The following is a 12,662-nucleotide window of genomic DNA, read 5'->3' as shown; positions in this document are numbered from 1 at the left end:
CCCCTACAATGCCCGCTTCCGCCCATGAGCACCTTGATTCTTCATCTGCCTGCGGGCCCCGCTGGCGAATACGCCTACGCACTCAGCAGTGACGGCCTGCGCGCCGACCGGCATGGCCACGCCGCCGCAGGCCTGCTGCCCGATCCTGGCCGCACCGGCCAGACGGTTGCCGTGGTGCCGCACCAGGCCTTGTCCTGGCATCTGGTCAGCCTCCCCCATGGCGTGCCTACGGGAAGCCGGCGCGGACATGTGCGCCTGCGCGCCGTGCTCGACGGGCTGCTGGAAGAGCGCCTGCTCGACGAGCCCTCCCAATTGCACCTGGCCCTGCAGCCGCAGGCACGCGCAGGCGAGCCCTGCTGGGTTGCCGCCTGCAACAAGGCCTGGCTCCATGCCCACCTTCAGGCCCTGGAATCCGCAGGGCGGCCCGTGGGCCGCATCGTGCCGGAATGTCCGCCCCAGGCCACGCCCCAGCTCTGGGCCGTGGGCTCACCCGAATCGGCCTGGCTGCTGGCCACCGGCCTGAGCACCGCCGCGCAGGGCATGGACTCGCTGGCCTGCCTGCCGCTGCGCACCGACAGTGCCGACCCCGCCATGCTGGCCGCCCTGCTGCAGGCCCTGCCCCCCGACACCCCGATCCAGGCCGACCCGGCGCTGGCCCGCGCCGCCGAAGCCCTGCAGCGCCCAGTCAGCCTGCTGACGGACGCCCAGCGCGGCCTAGCGGCCCGCGCACAAAGCTGGGATCTGGCCCAGTTCGACCTGGATCTGGGCGGCGGCAGCCGCACACGGCGGCGCATGCTCGACGGCTGGCAAAGCTTTCTGCGCGCGCCGCAATGGAAGGCCGCGCGCTGGGGCGCCGTGCTCGCCCTGCTGGCCCAGGTAGTGGGCCTCAATGCCTGGGCCTGGACCGAGAACCGCGCCATCGCGGCCAAGCAGGTCCAGGTGCGGTCCACGCTGGCCACCAGCTTCCCCCGCGTGCCCGTCATCGTCGACGCGCCCGTTCAAATGCAGCGCGAAGTCGCCACGCTGCGCCAGACCGCCGGCGCGCTGACGCAGGGCGACCTGGAGCCCCTGCTGGCCGCCGCATCCCGGGCCCTGCCCGCTGGACAGTTGCCCCAGGCCATGGACTACCAGGACCGGCAGTTGCGCCTCAAGGGCGTCTCCCTGGAGGCCGAGGCACTGGAGCAGGCACAACAACATCTGGCCGGCAGCGGCCTGCGACTGCAGCGCGACGGCGCCGACCTGCTGCTTGCCCAGGAGGCCCGGCCATGAACATGCGCGCATCCCGCCAAAGCCTGGCACCCCTGCGCGCGCGCTGGAATGCCCTGGCGCCGCGCGAACAGAACATGACCCTGCTGGCCGGTGGCGTGGTGGCACTGGCCCTGCTGTGGTGGGTGGCCCTGGCCCCCGCCCTGCACAGCCTGCGCACCGCGCCCGAACGCCATGCCCAGGCCGACCGCCAGTTGCGCCAGATGCAACTCCTGCAGGCCGAGGCCGAGCAGCTGCGCGGCAACGCACGCCCCGTGGTCGGCGATGCCAAGGCGCTGCTGCAAAGCTCGCTGTCCGCCGAACTGGGCGCCTCCGCCCAATTGAACTGGATGGGCGACCGCGCACAGATCACGCTCAAGGCCGCACCCGCCGCCGCGCTGGCGCGCTGGCTGGCCCAGGTCCGCAGCAACACCCATGCCGTTCCGGCCGAGATGAAACTGGCCCGCAGTGCATCTGCAAGCACTGCCGCAGCCTCCGGCGCAGCAGGCGCTGCCGATGCCGTGCGCTGGGATGGCAGCCTGGTGCTGGACCTGCCCGTCGATCCGTCGCGGGCGCCTTGAGCATGCAACGCAAGCCCCGCACCCAGCCGGCCCTGCGCGCACCGCGCGGCTGGGCGCTGGCCGGTGCCCTGTGCGGCCTGGTGGCCACCACCGTCGTCTGGGCGCCCGCCGCCTGGCTGGCGCGCGGCGTGGATTCGGCCACGCAGGGCCAGGTGCTGCTGCAGCAGCCGCGCGGCACGCTGTGGAATGGCTCGGCCTCCCTGGTCTTCACCGGAGGCGCCGGCAGCCGCGACCGCACAGCCCTGCCCACACGGCTGGAATGGACGCTGCGCCCGCGCCTGGACGGCGCCCGCATACAACTGCGCAGCGAATGCTGCACACCCACGCCCGTGGTGCTGGACCTGCTGCCCCGCTGGCAGGGCCTGAGCGCCGTGGTGCATGACAGCGACACGCGCTGGCCCGCCTCCCTGCTGTCCGGCCTGGGCACGCCATGGAACACGGTGGACCTGCAAGGCCAGCTGCGGCTGGCCACGCAGACCCTGCAACTGCAGCTGCTGTGGCAATCGGGCCGCTGGCGCAGCGAAGGCAGCACGCGCCTGGAGGCGCTGGCCGTATCCTCACGCCTGTCACCGCTGCGCCCGCTGGGCAGCTACCGGCTGGACATCCTCGGGGGCGACAGCCCGCAACTGCAGCTCAGTACCCTGACCGGCGACCTGCGCCTGAGCGGCCAGGGCCAATGGGTAGGCCAGCGGCTGCATTTCCAGGGCGAGGCCTCGGCCAGCCCGGAGCGCGAAACCGCGCTGTCCAACCTGCTCAACATTCTGGGACGGCGCCAGGGGCCCCGGTCCATCATTTCCTTTGGTTGATCCATGACTCAGCAGCACACGACCCCGTTCTGGCGCAACACCCTGCACACGCTGGCCGTCAGCGCCATGCTGGCCTGCACCGCTGGCACGACCCAGGCTCAGACCAACGCACCGGCCGGCGCCACGCCCAGCCTGCGCCCCGGCGAGCCTGTGACACTGAATTTCTCAGGCGCCGACATCGAGGCCGTCTCGCGCGCCATCGGCGCCATCACCAACCGCAACGTGGTGGTCGACCCCCGCGTCAAGGGCCAGATCACGCTGCTGACCGACAGGCCCGTGCCGCCTGCCACCGCCTACCAGCAGTTCCTGGCCGCGCTGCGCCTGCAGGGCTTCACCATTGTCGAATCGGCCGGCCTGTACAAGGTCATCCCCGAGGCCGACGCCAAGCTGCAGGCCAGCGAAGTGGCCGTGGGCGCGAGCCGCAGCAGCGCGGGCAGCCAGATCGTCACCCAGATCTTCAAGCTCAACTACGAGAACGCGGCCAACCTGGTGCCCGTGCTGCGCCCGCTGATCAGCCCCAACAACACCATCAACGTCAACCCGGGCAACAACTCGCTGGTCATCACCGACTACGCAGACAACCTGCAGCGCATCTCGCGCATCGTGGCGACCATGGATGTGTCCAACGCCACCGATGTCGAAATCATCCCGCTGCGCCATGCCGTGGCCACTGACATGGTGGCCCTGGTCTCGCGCCTGATCGAAGGCGGCACGGCCAGCCCCGGCGGCCTCACCGTGACCGCTGGCGGCGCCAATATTCCGGGCCAGAGCGACAACGCCTTCAAGACCTCGCTGATGGCCGAGCCGCGCAGCAACTCCATCGTGCTGCGCGCGGCCAACCCCGCACGCCTGGCCCAGGTGCGCTCGCTGATCGCGCGGCTGGACCAGCCCGCCATGAACGGCGGCGGCGACCAGGGCAACATCCATGTGGTCTATCTGAAGAACGCCGACGCCGTGGCGCTGGCCGCCACCTTGCGCGCGGCCATAGGCGCCCAGGCCACAGCCGCGGGCACGGCCAGCGGCCAGCCCGGTGCGGGCGGCACCACGCCGCAGGGCGGCGGCATGTCCTCCATTCCCACCTCGCAGCCCGTGGTCTCGCGCGACTCCAGCGGCACGGCATCCATGGGCATGGGCTCGTCCTCGGGCCTGGGCAGCAGCGGTGGCGGCGGCGCGCTGGGCGTGGCCCAGCAGCCGTCCACGGGCGGCATGATCCAGGCCGATCCTTCGACCAACTCGCTGATCATCACGGCCCCGCCGCCCGTCTATCGCCAACTGCGCGCCGTGATCGACAAGCTCGACGGCCGCCGCGCCCAGGTTCTGATCGAAAGCCTGATCGTCGAAATCAAGGACAACCGGCTGGCCCAGTTCGGCATCCAGTGGCAGGCCATGCTCAGCAACAACGGCCGCGTGATCGGCACCCTGGGCACGAACTCCAATGTGGCGGGCGCCAACATCCTGAACCTGCTCGGCCTGGTCAAGGATGGAGGCCTCGATGGCAGCGCCATCACGGGCGACACGCTGACCAGCCTGAGGGGCACCAACCTCGGCTTCACGCAGCGCGTCAACGGCAAGGACACTCTGGGCTTTCTGGCCAACTTCCTGCAGAACAGCGGTGACGCCAACATCCTGTCCACGCCCAACCTGATGACGCTGGACAACGAGGAGGCGCGCATCATCGTGGGCCAGAACGTGCCCATGGTCACGGGCTCCTACGCCAGCAATTCCACGGGCGGCACGGTCAACCCGTTCACCACGGTGGAGCGCAAGGACGTGGGTCTGATGCTGCGCGTGCGCCCGCAGATCAACGAGAACGGCACGGTGAAGCTGGCCGTGTTCCAGGAGGTCTCCTCGGTGGACGAGTCCACGCGCAAGGACACCAACGGCCTGACCACCAACAAGCGCTCCATCGAGTCAAACGTGCTGGTCGAGGACGGCAACATCGTCGTGCTCGGCGGCCTGATCGACGACAACTACTCCCAGGCCGAGGACCGGGTGCCTCTGCTGGGCGACATCCCCGTGGTCGGCAACCTGTTCCGCAACACCAACCGCAAGCGCAACAAGACCAACCTGATGGTCTTCCTGCGCCCCGTGGTGATGCGCGATGCGACTGCGACCAACCAGGTCTCTTCCGAGCGCTACGAAGCCATCCGCGCGCAGCAACAGAGCCTGCAGCCCGAGCCCAGCGCCCTGCTGCGCTCGGTCAATGCCGCGCCCGTGCTGCCCACGCTCACGCCGCAGCCGGACCCCGGCTCGTTCACCAACCCGGCCGCCATCGTCAACGTGCCGGGCGCAAAGCCCGAGCTGATCGACTTCACCCAGCCGCAGCCCGCCGCTCCCGCCGTGCCGGCAGCCCCCGGCGCGCTCTGAGGCAGGAAGGCCCCATGCGCTATCCCCTGCCCTATTCGTTTGCGCGCACCAGCCAGCTGCTGATCGAGGACGACGGCCACGAGCCCCTGCTCTGGCACGGCCCCTCGCCCGACTGGCAGGCCCTGTCCGAAGTCCAGCGCAAGCATGCGGTGCAGCGCTGGCAGATGCTGGATGCGGGCACGCTGGCGCACCGCATCAGCGCCGCCTATTCGCAGGGCGAGTCCAGCGCGGCCCTGGTGGTCAGCGAGGTCGAGTCCGACGCCGACCTCTCGCGCATGATGCAGGAGCTGCCCGCCGTCGAGGACTTGCTGGAGACTGCGGACGACGCGCCCATCATCCGCATGCTCAACGCCCTGCTCACGCAGGCCGCGCGCGACGGCGCCAGCGATATCCACATCGAGCCCTATGAGCGCCACTCCAGCGTGCGCTTTCGCGTGGACGGCGACCTGCGCGAGGTCGTGCAGCCCAACCGGGCCCTGCACGCGGCGCTGATCTCGCGCCTGAAGATCATGGCCGACCTGGACATCGCCGAAAAGCGGCTGCCCCAGGACGGCCGCATCAGCCTGCGCCTGGGCACGCGCGCCATTGACGTGCGCGTCTCCACCCTGCCCAGCGCCCACGGCGAGCGCGCCGTGCTGCGCCTGCTGGACAAGAGCGAGAGCAAGCTCAGCCTGGAGGCCGTTGGCATGCAGGGCGAGACGCTGAGGCGGTTCACCCACATGACGGCGCAGCCCCACGGCATCGTGCTGGTCACCGGCCCCACGGGCTCGGGCAAGACCACCACGCTGTACGCGGCGCTGTCGCGCATGGACGCCAGCCACAGCAACATCATGACGGTGGAAGACCCCATCGAGTACGAGCTGGCCGGCGTGGGGCAGACCCAGGTCAACGCCAAGATCGAGCTGACCTTCGCCAAGGCCCTGCGCGCCATCCTGCGCCAGGACCCGGACGTGATCATGATCGGCGAAATCCGCGACTTCGAGACCGCGCAGATCGCCATCCAGGCCTCGCTGACGGGCCACCTGGTGCTGGCCACGCTGCACACCAACGACGCATCCAGCGCCGTCACCCGCCTGATCGACATGGGCGTGGAGCCGTTCCTGCTGTCGTCCTCCCTGCTGGGCGTGCTGGCACAGCGCCTGGTGCGCAAGATCGACACCACCGAGCCCAGTGGCTACCGGGGGCGCACCGGCATCTTCGAGATGCTGGTGGTGGACGACACCATCCGCGCGCAGATCCACCGCCAGGCCAGCGAGGCCGAGATCCGCGACACCGCGCTGGCCTCGGGCATGCGCCTGATGCGCGACGACGGCGAGCGCCTGGTGCGCGAGGGCATCACCACGCCCGAGGAAGTGCTGCGCGTCACGCGCGACTAGGCGCAGGCGGCCACGCCAGACCCTGCGCAGCACGGGGCATCCCCGTTTGCCACAATGGTCGGCATGTTGGAATCCCTACGCGCCTGGAGCGCTCCCTATGGCGGCGACCTGTTCCTGTGGGTCGCCACGCTGAGCCTGATCAGCTACATCGCCCTGTGGTGGTTCAAGTCACGACTGTCCACCAGCCAGCTGCGCCGCGTCATCCGCCTGTCGGCGCTGGTGGCGCTGCCGCTGTCCTGGCTGGCCATCCAGCAGGGCGAGAACCATCTGGCGGCTGCCATCCTCCCCCTGGTCTGGTGCGTGGTGCTGGGCATCACCTGCGCACGGGAAATGTCCAGAAGAAACTGAGTGCGCGAACGCGCACCAGGAATGCCCTGGCGCGGCAAGGCCCGCGCCGCCCCCACCCACCGTGAACTGGAAGTTGGAACCTGCCATGACATCATTCAATGAAGTCCGTCTGTCCATGCTCGACCTCGTGGCCGTGCGCGAAGGCGGCACCGTCGCCGAGGCCCTGGACATTGCGCTGGCCACGGCCCGCAAGGCCGAGGCACTGGGATTCGAGCGCTACTGGCTGGCCGAGCACCACAACATGCCCGGCATCGCCAGCTCGGCCACGGCCGTGCTGATCGGCCATATCGCAGGCGGCACCTCGAAGATCCGCGTGGGCTCGGGCGGCATCATGCTGCCCAACCATGCCCCGCTGGTGGTCGCCGAAGCCTTCGGCACGCTGGCCGAGCTGTACCCGGGCCGCATCGACCTGGGCCTGGGCCGTGCGCCCGGCACCGATGGCGCCACCATGCGCGCCCTGCGCCGCGACCGCGTCGAGACCGAGGAAGACTTCCCGCGCGACGTGATGGAGCTGCAGCGCCTGCTGGCCCCGGCCACGCCCGATCAAAAGCTGGTGGCCACGCCCGGCGCGGGCACCAACGTGCCGATCTGGCTGCTGGGCTCCAGCCTGTTCTCGGCCCAGCTGGCCGCCCACCTGGGCCTGCCCTACGCCTTTGCCTCGCACTTCGCGCCGCGCATGCTCTACCAGGCCGTGCAGCTGTACCGCAGCCTGTTCAAGCCGTCGGCCCAACTGGCCAAACCCTACGTGATCGTCGGCGCCCCCGTGATCGCGGCGCCCACCGATGACGAGGCCGAGTACCTGGCCAGCAGCACCTACCAGCGCGTGCTGGGCATCATCACGGGCCGGCGCGGACTGCTGCCGCGCCCCATCGAGAACTATGCGGCCCAGCTCGGCGAGCAGGAGCGCCGCGCCATCGGCGACTTCCTGGCCGTGGCCTCCATCGGCGGCCCTGACAAGGTGCGCACGCGCCTGCAGAAGCTGCAGGCCGACACCGAGGCCGACGAGCTGATCCTGGTCAGCGACGTGTATGACCGCGACCTGCGCCTGCGCTCGCTGGAGATCACGGCCGGCGTCATGGGCCGCTGAAGGCATGAGCCGCTCCGCCCGGCTGCTGCAGCTGATCGACCTGCTGCGCCGCGCGCGCCTGCCCCAGGCCGGGCCGGTGCTGGCCCGGCAGCTGAACGTGAGCCTGCGCACCCTGTACCGCGACATTGCCACCCTGCGCGAGCAGGGTGCCGCGATTGCGGGCGACCCGGGCGTGGGCTACGAGATGCGGCCCGGCTTTCTGCTGCCGCCGCTGATGTTCACGCCCGATGAGCTGGAAGCCCTGCTGCTGGGCGCGCGCTGGGCCAGCCGCCAGGCCGACCCCGAGCTCGCCCAGGCCGCCACCGCCGCGCTGGACCGCATACGCAGCGCGCTGCCGCTGGAGCTGCGCATCGAGGTGGACACCAGCGGCCTGCTGGTGCCGCCCATCTGCCACGAGTCCGTGACCGAGCCCTGGCAGACCGCGCTGCGCCTGGCGATACGGCGCCAGCACCGGGTGCTGCTGCACTACACGGATGAGAAGGGCCAGCCGACCGAGCGCCAGATCTGGCCTTTTGCCATGGCTTTCTTCGATCAGCGGCGCATTCTTGCGGCCTGGTGCGAACTGCGCCAGGACTTCCGCCATTTCCGCGCCGACCGCGTGCGCTCCGTCACCGATCTGCAGGAACGCTATCCCGACCACCGCAGCGGCCTGATCGAACGCTGGTCGCGGCAACTGGGTTACACGGTCCGCTGAAACCACTGCTGACAAAAACTGTCAGCATGGACTCCTACAGTCGCTCCCATGGCCTTCTCGCCATGCATTCAAACCACTGGGAGCCTTCATGAACGACTCGATCAAGCCGCTGCGCTTTTACTTCCACCCCCGCTCGCGCGCCGTCATCGCGCGCTGGATGCTGGAGGAATGCGGCGCCCGCTATGAGCCCGTGCGGCTGGAATACGGCAGCACCATGAAGGCTGCCGACTACCTGGCCATCAATCCCATGGGCAAGGTTCCCGCGCTGGTGCACGGCGAGACCGTGATCACCGAACAGGCCGCCATCCTTGCCTATCTGGCCGACATCTTCCCCGAACGAAGGCTCGCGCCGGCCGTGGACAGCCCGCTGCGCGGCGTCTACCACCGCTGGATGTTCTTCCTGGCCGGCCCCGTCGACGCCTTGATGACTGCCAAGAGCCAGGGCCACCTGGAGCAGCAGACGGCCGACCAGGCCATGTCCGCCGGCTATGGCCGCTATGACGACGTGGTGCAGACGCTGCGCCAGGCCGTGGCCGGCAGGCGCTACCTGTGCGGCGACCAGTTCACCGCGGCCGACGTGCTCATGGCCAGCTACCTGCGCTGGGGCACGATGATGAAGCTGCTGCCCGCGCTGCCCGAGTTCAGCGACTACGGCCAGCCGCTGATGGAACGCCCGGCCTCGCTGCGCTCCATCCAGCTCAACGAAGCGGACCTCGCGGCCCAGCCGGCATAAGGACCAGGCAGGGGCTGCCGCCGACCGCGGCGGCGGCCTCGCCATCCAGCCGTCACCGGCAGCGGCTACCATCGGGGGTTGGATCGCCGCCTGGCGTTTCCTGAACGCCATCCCTTTCCCAGCCCTTCCCGACTCCCGCCGCGCATGCCTGCCTTTTCCTTCGAAGCCCTGGATGCACAAGGTCAGACCCGCAAGGGCACGATCGAAGCCGACAACGCGCGCGCCGCGCGCAGCCAGCTGCGGGCCCAGGCCCTGGTGCCAATGGCCGTGGAGATCGTGGCCTCGGGTTCCGCGTCCGGCTCGCAGGGCGGCGCCTCGCGCTGGCTGACCCGTCCCGTCCTTGGCTCCACAGGGCTCACCGTGTGGACGCGCCAGATGGCGGGGCTGGTCGGGTCAGGCCTGCCCATAGAGCGCGCCCTGGCCGCGCTGTCCGAAGAAGCCGACGACCCGCGCCAGCACCACCTCGTGGCCGCGCTGCGCGCCGAGGTCAACGCGGGCTCCACCTTTGCCCGCGCCCTGGCCCAGCATCCGCGCGAGTTCTCCGACATCTACTGCGCCGTGATCGGCGCCGGCGAGGCCAGCGGCAGCCTGGGCCCGGTGCTGGAGCGGCTGGCCGACGACCTGGAATCGCGCCAGGCCCTGCAGTCCAAGCTCATCGGCGCAGCCCTGTACCCGGCCATAGTGACCCTGGTGGCCATCGTCATCGTGCTGTTCCTGGTCAGCTACGTGGTGCCCCAGGTGGCCAGCGTGTTCGCCGGCACCAAGCGCGCCCTGCCCTGGCTCACCGTGGCCATGCTGGCGCTCAGCGACTTCGTGCGCAGCTATGGCTGGGCCGCGCTGATCGCCCTGGTGCTGGGCGCCGTGGGATTCCGGCTGTCCATGAAGAACCCCGTGCTGCGCGAGCGCTTCGACGCCTGGTGGCTGCGCCTGCCGCTGATCGGCCGGCTGGCGCGTAACTACAACGCGGCACGCTTTGCCGGCACGCTGGCCATGCTGGCGGGCGCGGGCGTGCCCATTCTCAAGGCCTTGCAGGCCGCCGCCGAAACGCTGGGCAACCGCGCGCTGCGCGCCGATGCCATGGACGCGCTGGCCCTGGTGCGCGAGGGCGCGCCGCTGGCCTCGGCCCTGGCGCAGAAAAAGCGCTTCCCGGGACTGATCTCCATGTTTGCCCGCCTGGGCGAGCAGACCGGCCAGCTGCCCGTGATGCTGCAGCGCGCGGCCAACCAGCTGTCCACCGAGGTGCAGCGCCGTGCCATGCACCTGGCCACCATCCTGGAGCCGCTGCTGATCGTGGCCATGGGCATGGTCGTGGCCCTGATCGTGCTGGCCGTGCTCATGCCCATCATCCAGCTCAACCAGTTTGTCAAATAGCGAAAAGCGCCAAGCCATGTCCGTGACCCTGCAAGACAAGCTGGTCGTCGCCATCTCCTCGCGGGCGCTGTTCGACTTCGAGGAGGAGAACCGGCTGTTCGACGCCGGTGACGAGCAGGCCTACATGCGCCGCCAGCTGGACCTGGTGCACCAGCCCGCACGCCCGGGCATCGCCTTCCCGCTGGTGCGCAAGCTGCTGGCCTTCAATACGCCTGAAGTGCAGCGCGTGGAGGTGATGATGCTGTCGCGCAATGACCCGGCCAGCGGCATGCGGGTCTTCGCCTCGGCCAAGGCGGCCGACATGCACATAGAGCGCGGCGTGTTCACGCGCGGGCGCGATCCGTTTTCCTACCTGCGGCCGCTGGGCGCCCACCTGTTTCTCTCGGCCAACGAGGTCGATGTGCGCAGGGCGCTGTCCATCGGCTTTCCTGCCGCGCGCGTGATGGTCGATTCCACGCCCGCAGGCGACCGCTACCCGCAGGAGGTGCGCATTGCCTTCGACGGCGATGCCGTGCTGTTCTCCGACGAGGCCGAACGCGTCTACCAGCAAGGCGGGCTGCCGGCCTTTCTGCGCCACGAGGTCTCCCATGCCGCCACGCCGCTGGCGGAAGGGCCGTTCAAGCCGCTGCTGGTGGCGCTGCACCGGCTGCAGCAGCAGGCGGACTCGTCCCAGACCATGCGCATTCGCACGGCCCTGGTGACGGCGCGCAGCGCACCGGCGCACGAGCGCGCCATCCGCACGCTGCTGGAATGGGGCATTGCGGTGGACGAGGCCATGTTCCTCGGTGGCCTGGAAAAGGGCCCGTTCCTGCGCGAGTTCGAGCCGGACTTCTTCTTCGACGACCAGACCGGCCACGTCAACTCGGCCGCGCGCCATGTGCCGGCAGGCCATGTGAGCAGCGGCATCTCCAATCCGGACGCCGATCCGCCGAAGTAAACAATTGCAAAGGGCGGGCCGGCCGTGCTTGCAAATGCCGGTTCCGTGCCCAAATAAAGCCAATGCATTTTCCCCTCATGAACCGCTCTGCCCTGCTGCGCCGGCCACCGCTGCTGCAGGCCGCCGTCGTCGTGCTGCTGACCAGCGCCTTCATGCTGCCCGCCGCGCGCGCGCAGGCAGCAGAAAACACAGCCACCGAGCAGGCAACGGCCAGCCCGGCGCCGCTGACCAAGGGGGAGATCAAGGCCCAGCGCGAATTCAAGATGCTGGACTTCAACAAGGACGGCAAGCTCAGCCGTGCTGAAGTGGCGCTGTTCCCGCGCCTGTCGGCGGCCTTTGACGAGGCCGACACCGACAAGGACGGCTACGTCTCCTATGCGGAGGTGCAGGCCTTTGCCGTCAAGTACCGCGCCGAACGCGACAAGGCAAAGGCCAAGGCGCAGGCCGAAGAGGCAAAGGCCGCCGAGCGTGCGGCAGCCGAGCATGCCGCAGCCGCTGCCAGGGACAAGAAGGAAGGCGAAGGCTCAAAGGACTGAGCCTTCTTGCCCGGCCCCTGACACTCAAAGACCGCCGGTACGCTTGACCTTGGGTTCCGAATAGGTCAACGGCTCATCGCGCACCTGCATCTTGTTGCGGGCCACATCGTCGGCCTTGCTGACCTCCTGGGCCTGCTCCACGGCCATGGCGCTGGCACGCCACATGGACTGGATGAACTCGATGAGCTGCTTGGAGATCGGCTCCTTGGGCGGCTCCTCGACCTCTTCCTTCTGCTTGATCTCTTCGGCCAGCGTCCAGTCGCGGTTTTCCTGGTCCACCACGGACGGCTTTTCAGGATCGCGCACCACCCGGCCCTCGCCGATGCGGTCCGTGGATTCGACGGCGTTGGTGGCGTTCACAGGACGCACGGGCACCGCGCCCGACGCACCGGTGGAGTACAGATCGGCGCTTTGCGGGCGCCACGGTATGGGTGATCGGTCAACAGGTGGAATTGGCATGGCTCGACCCTCTTGCTGGATGTGTGCTGTGGGCGGGAATTTCCCGCCGTCGCCTCATCATCGACAGAAGCTGAAAGAACTGAAGCGCTTTTTTTGAAAGACGCTTCGGCCTGCCTCAAACC

At 69.4% G+C, this 12,662-nt stretch carries 13 protein-coding genes; 12 read left to right on the top strand and 1 reads right to left on the bottom strand.

Going from position 1 to position 12,662, the window contains the following annotated elements:
• Positions 1 to 24: 24 nt before the first annotated feature.
• The 12 genes from gspL (at position 25) to INR38_RS01000 (ending at position 12,081) form a co-directional block, all read left to right on the top strand.
• The gene (gene gspL, locus INR38_RS01055; protein ID WP_096914023.1) at positions 25 to 1,269 is read left to right on the top strand and encodes a type II secretion system protein GspL; all 1,245 of its coding nucleotides are present in this window, start codon (positions 25 to 27) and stop codon (positions 1,267 to 1,269) included.
• Positions 1,266 to 1,826 (top strand): type II secretion system protein GspM, encoded by a 561-nt coding sequence (gene gspM / locus INR38_RS01050; RefSeq protein ID WP_013800653.1) that lies wholly within the window; start codon positions 1,266 to 1,268, stop codon positions 1,824 to 1,826. Before gspL ends, gspM begins: the two co-directional genes overlap by 4 nt.
• Positions 1,827 to 1,828: 2 nt before the next feature.
• Positions 1,829 to 2,632: a type II secretion system protein N gene (gspN, locus tag INR38_RS01045; protein WP_207441577.1), complete on the top strand. Its 804-nt coding sequence runs from the start codon at positions 1,829 to 1,831 to the stop codon at positions 2,630 to 2,632.
• A 3-nt stretch (positions 2,633 to 2,635) separates the two neighbouring features.
• Positions 2,636 to 4,999, top strand: coding sequence for a type II secretion system secretin GspD (gene gspD / locus INR38_RS01040; RefSeq protein WP_197944288.1), 2,364 nt, complete (start codon positions 2,636 to 2,638; stop codon positions 4,997 to 4,999).
• A gap of 14 nt (positions 5,000 to 5,013) precedes the next feature.
• Entirely contained in the window at positions 5,014 to 6,375 is a 1,362-nt protein-coding gene (locus tag INR38_RS01035) for an ATPase, T2SS/T4P/T4SS family (protein WP_013800651.1), read from the top strand.
• Between the two features lie 63 nt (positions 6,376 to 6,438).
• Positions 6,439 to 6,723: a hypothetical protein gene (locus INR38_RS01030; RefSeq protein ID WP_223275171.1), complete on the top strand. Its 285-nt coding sequence runs from the start codon at positions 6,439 to 6,441 to the stop codon at positions 6,721 to 6,723.
• Positions 6,724 to 6,808: 85 nt separating this feature from the next.
• Positions 6,809 to 7,810: an LLM class flavin-dependent oxidoreductase gene (locus tag INR38_RS01025; RefSeq protein ID WP_016448739.1), complete on the top strand. Its 1,002-nt coding sequence runs from the start codon at positions 6,809 to 6,811 to the stop codon at positions 7,808 to 7,810.
• A 4-nt stretch (positions 7,811 to 7,814) separates the two neighbouring features.
• Positions 7,815 to 8,504, top strand: coding sequence for a YafY family protein (locus INR38_RS01020; protein ID WP_099752287.1), 690 nt, complete (start codon positions 7,815 to 7,817; stop codon positions 8,502 to 8,504).
• 88 nt (positions 8,505 to 8,592) lie between these two features.
• Complete coding sequence (locus tag INR38_RS01015) at positions 8,593 to 9,237, top strand: glutathione S-transferase family protein (protein ID WP_013800647.1); 645 nt, start codon at positions 8,593 to 8,595, stop codon at positions 9,235 to 9,237.
• 144 nt (positions 9,238 to 9,381) lie between these two features.
• A complete protein-coding gene (gene gspF, locus INR38_RS01010) occupies positions 9,382 to 10,608 on the top strand; it encodes a type II secretion system inner membrane protein GspF (protein ID WP_207441575.1) in 1,227 nt (408 codons plus the stop codon).
• 16 nt (positions 10,609 to 10,624) lie between these two features.
• Positions 10,625 to 11,545: a 5'-nucleotidase gene (locus tag INR38_RS01005; RefSeq protein WP_043822074.1), complete on the top strand. Its 921-nt coding sequence runs from the start codon at positions 10,625 to 10,627 to the stop codon at positions 11,543 to 11,545.
• Positions 11,546 to 11,607: 62 nt separating this feature from the next.
• Positions 11,608 to 12,081, top strand: coding sequence for an EF-hand domain-containing protein (locus tag INR38_RS01000; protein ID WP_199959134.1), 474 nt, complete (start codon positions 11,608 to 11,610; stop codon positions 12,079 to 12,081).
• A 24-nt stretch (positions 12,082 to 12,105) separates the two neighbouring features.
• Here the strand turns inward: INR38_RS01000 and INR38_RS00995 are convergent, their stop codons facing one another.
• Positions 12,106 to 12,540: a hypothetical protein gene (locus INR38_RS00995; protein ID WP_012207503.1), complete on the bottom strand. Its 435-nt coding sequence runs from the start codon at positions 12,538 to 12,540 to the stop codon at positions 12,106 to 12,108.
• Between the last annotated feature and the right edge of the window lie 122 nt (positions 12,541 to 12,662).

The sequence above is a fragment of the Delftia sp. SD018 genome (assembly GCF_017355445.1).
In the GTDB taxonomy this organism is placed as follows: Bacteria; Pseudomonadota; Gammaproteobacteria; order Burkholderiales; family Burkholderiaceae_C; genus Comamonas; species Comamonas acidovorans.
Note: the sequence above shows the minus strand (reverse complement) of the source record. Positions and strands in the feature narration are given on the sequence as shown.

What these genes read in the sequence shown, in the direction of transcription:
- gspL (WP_096914023.1), top strand. Translation starts at nt 25, where the DNA reads ATGAGCACCTTGATTCTTCATCTGCCTGCGGGCCCCGCTGGCGAATAC.
- gspM (WP_013800653.1), top strand. Translation starts at nt 1,266, where the DNA reads ATGAACATGCGCGCATCCCGCCAAAGCCTGGCACCCCTGCGCGCGCGC.
- gspN (WP_207441577.1), top strand. Translation starts at nt 1,829, where the DNA reads ATGCAACGCAAGCCCCGCACCCAGCCGGCCCTGCGCGCACCGCGCGGC.
- gspD (WP_197944288.1), top strand. Translation starts at nt 2,636, where the DNA reads ATGACTCAGCAGCACACGACCCCGTTCTGGCGCAACACCCTGCACACG.
- INR38_RS01035 (WP_013800651.1), top strand. Translation starts at nt 5,014, where the DNA reads ATGCGCTATCCCCTGCCCTATTCGTTTGCGCGCACCAGCCAGCTGCTG.
- INR38_RS01030 (WP_223275171.1), top strand. Translation starts at nt 6,439, where the DNA reads ATGTTGGAATCCCTACGCGCCTGGAGCGCTCCCTATGGCGGCGACCTG.
- INR38_RS01025 (WP_016448739.1), top strand. Translation starts at nt 6,809, where the DNA reads ATGACATCATTCAATGAAGTCCGTCTGTCCATGCTCGACCTCGTGGCC.
- INR38_RS01020 (WP_099752287.1), top strand. Translation starts at nt 7,815, where the DNA reads ATGAGCCGCTCCGCCCGGCTGCTGCAGCTGATCGACCTGCTGCGCCGC.
- INR38_RS01015 (WP_013800647.1), top strand. Translation starts at nt 8,593, where the DNA reads ATGAACGACTCGATCAAGCCGCTGCGCTTTTACTTCCACCCCCGCTCG.
- gspF (WP_207441575.1), top strand. Translation starts at nt 9,382, where the DNA reads ATGCCTGCCTTTTCCTTCGAAGCCCTGGATGCACAAGGTCAGACCCGC.
- INR38_RS01005 (WP_043822074.1), top strand. Translation starts at nt 10,625, where the DNA reads ATGTCCGTGACCCTGCAAGACAAGCTGGTCGTCGCCATCTCCTCGCGG.
- INR38_RS01000 (WP_199959134.1), top strand. Translation starts at nt 11,608, where the DNA reads ATGCATTTTCCCCTCATGAACCGCTCTGCCCTGCTGCGCCGGCCACCG.
- INR38_RS00995 (WP_012207503.1), bottom strand. Translation starts at nt 12,540, where the DNA reads ATGCCAATTCCACCTGTTGACCGATCACCCATACCGTGGCGCCCGCAA.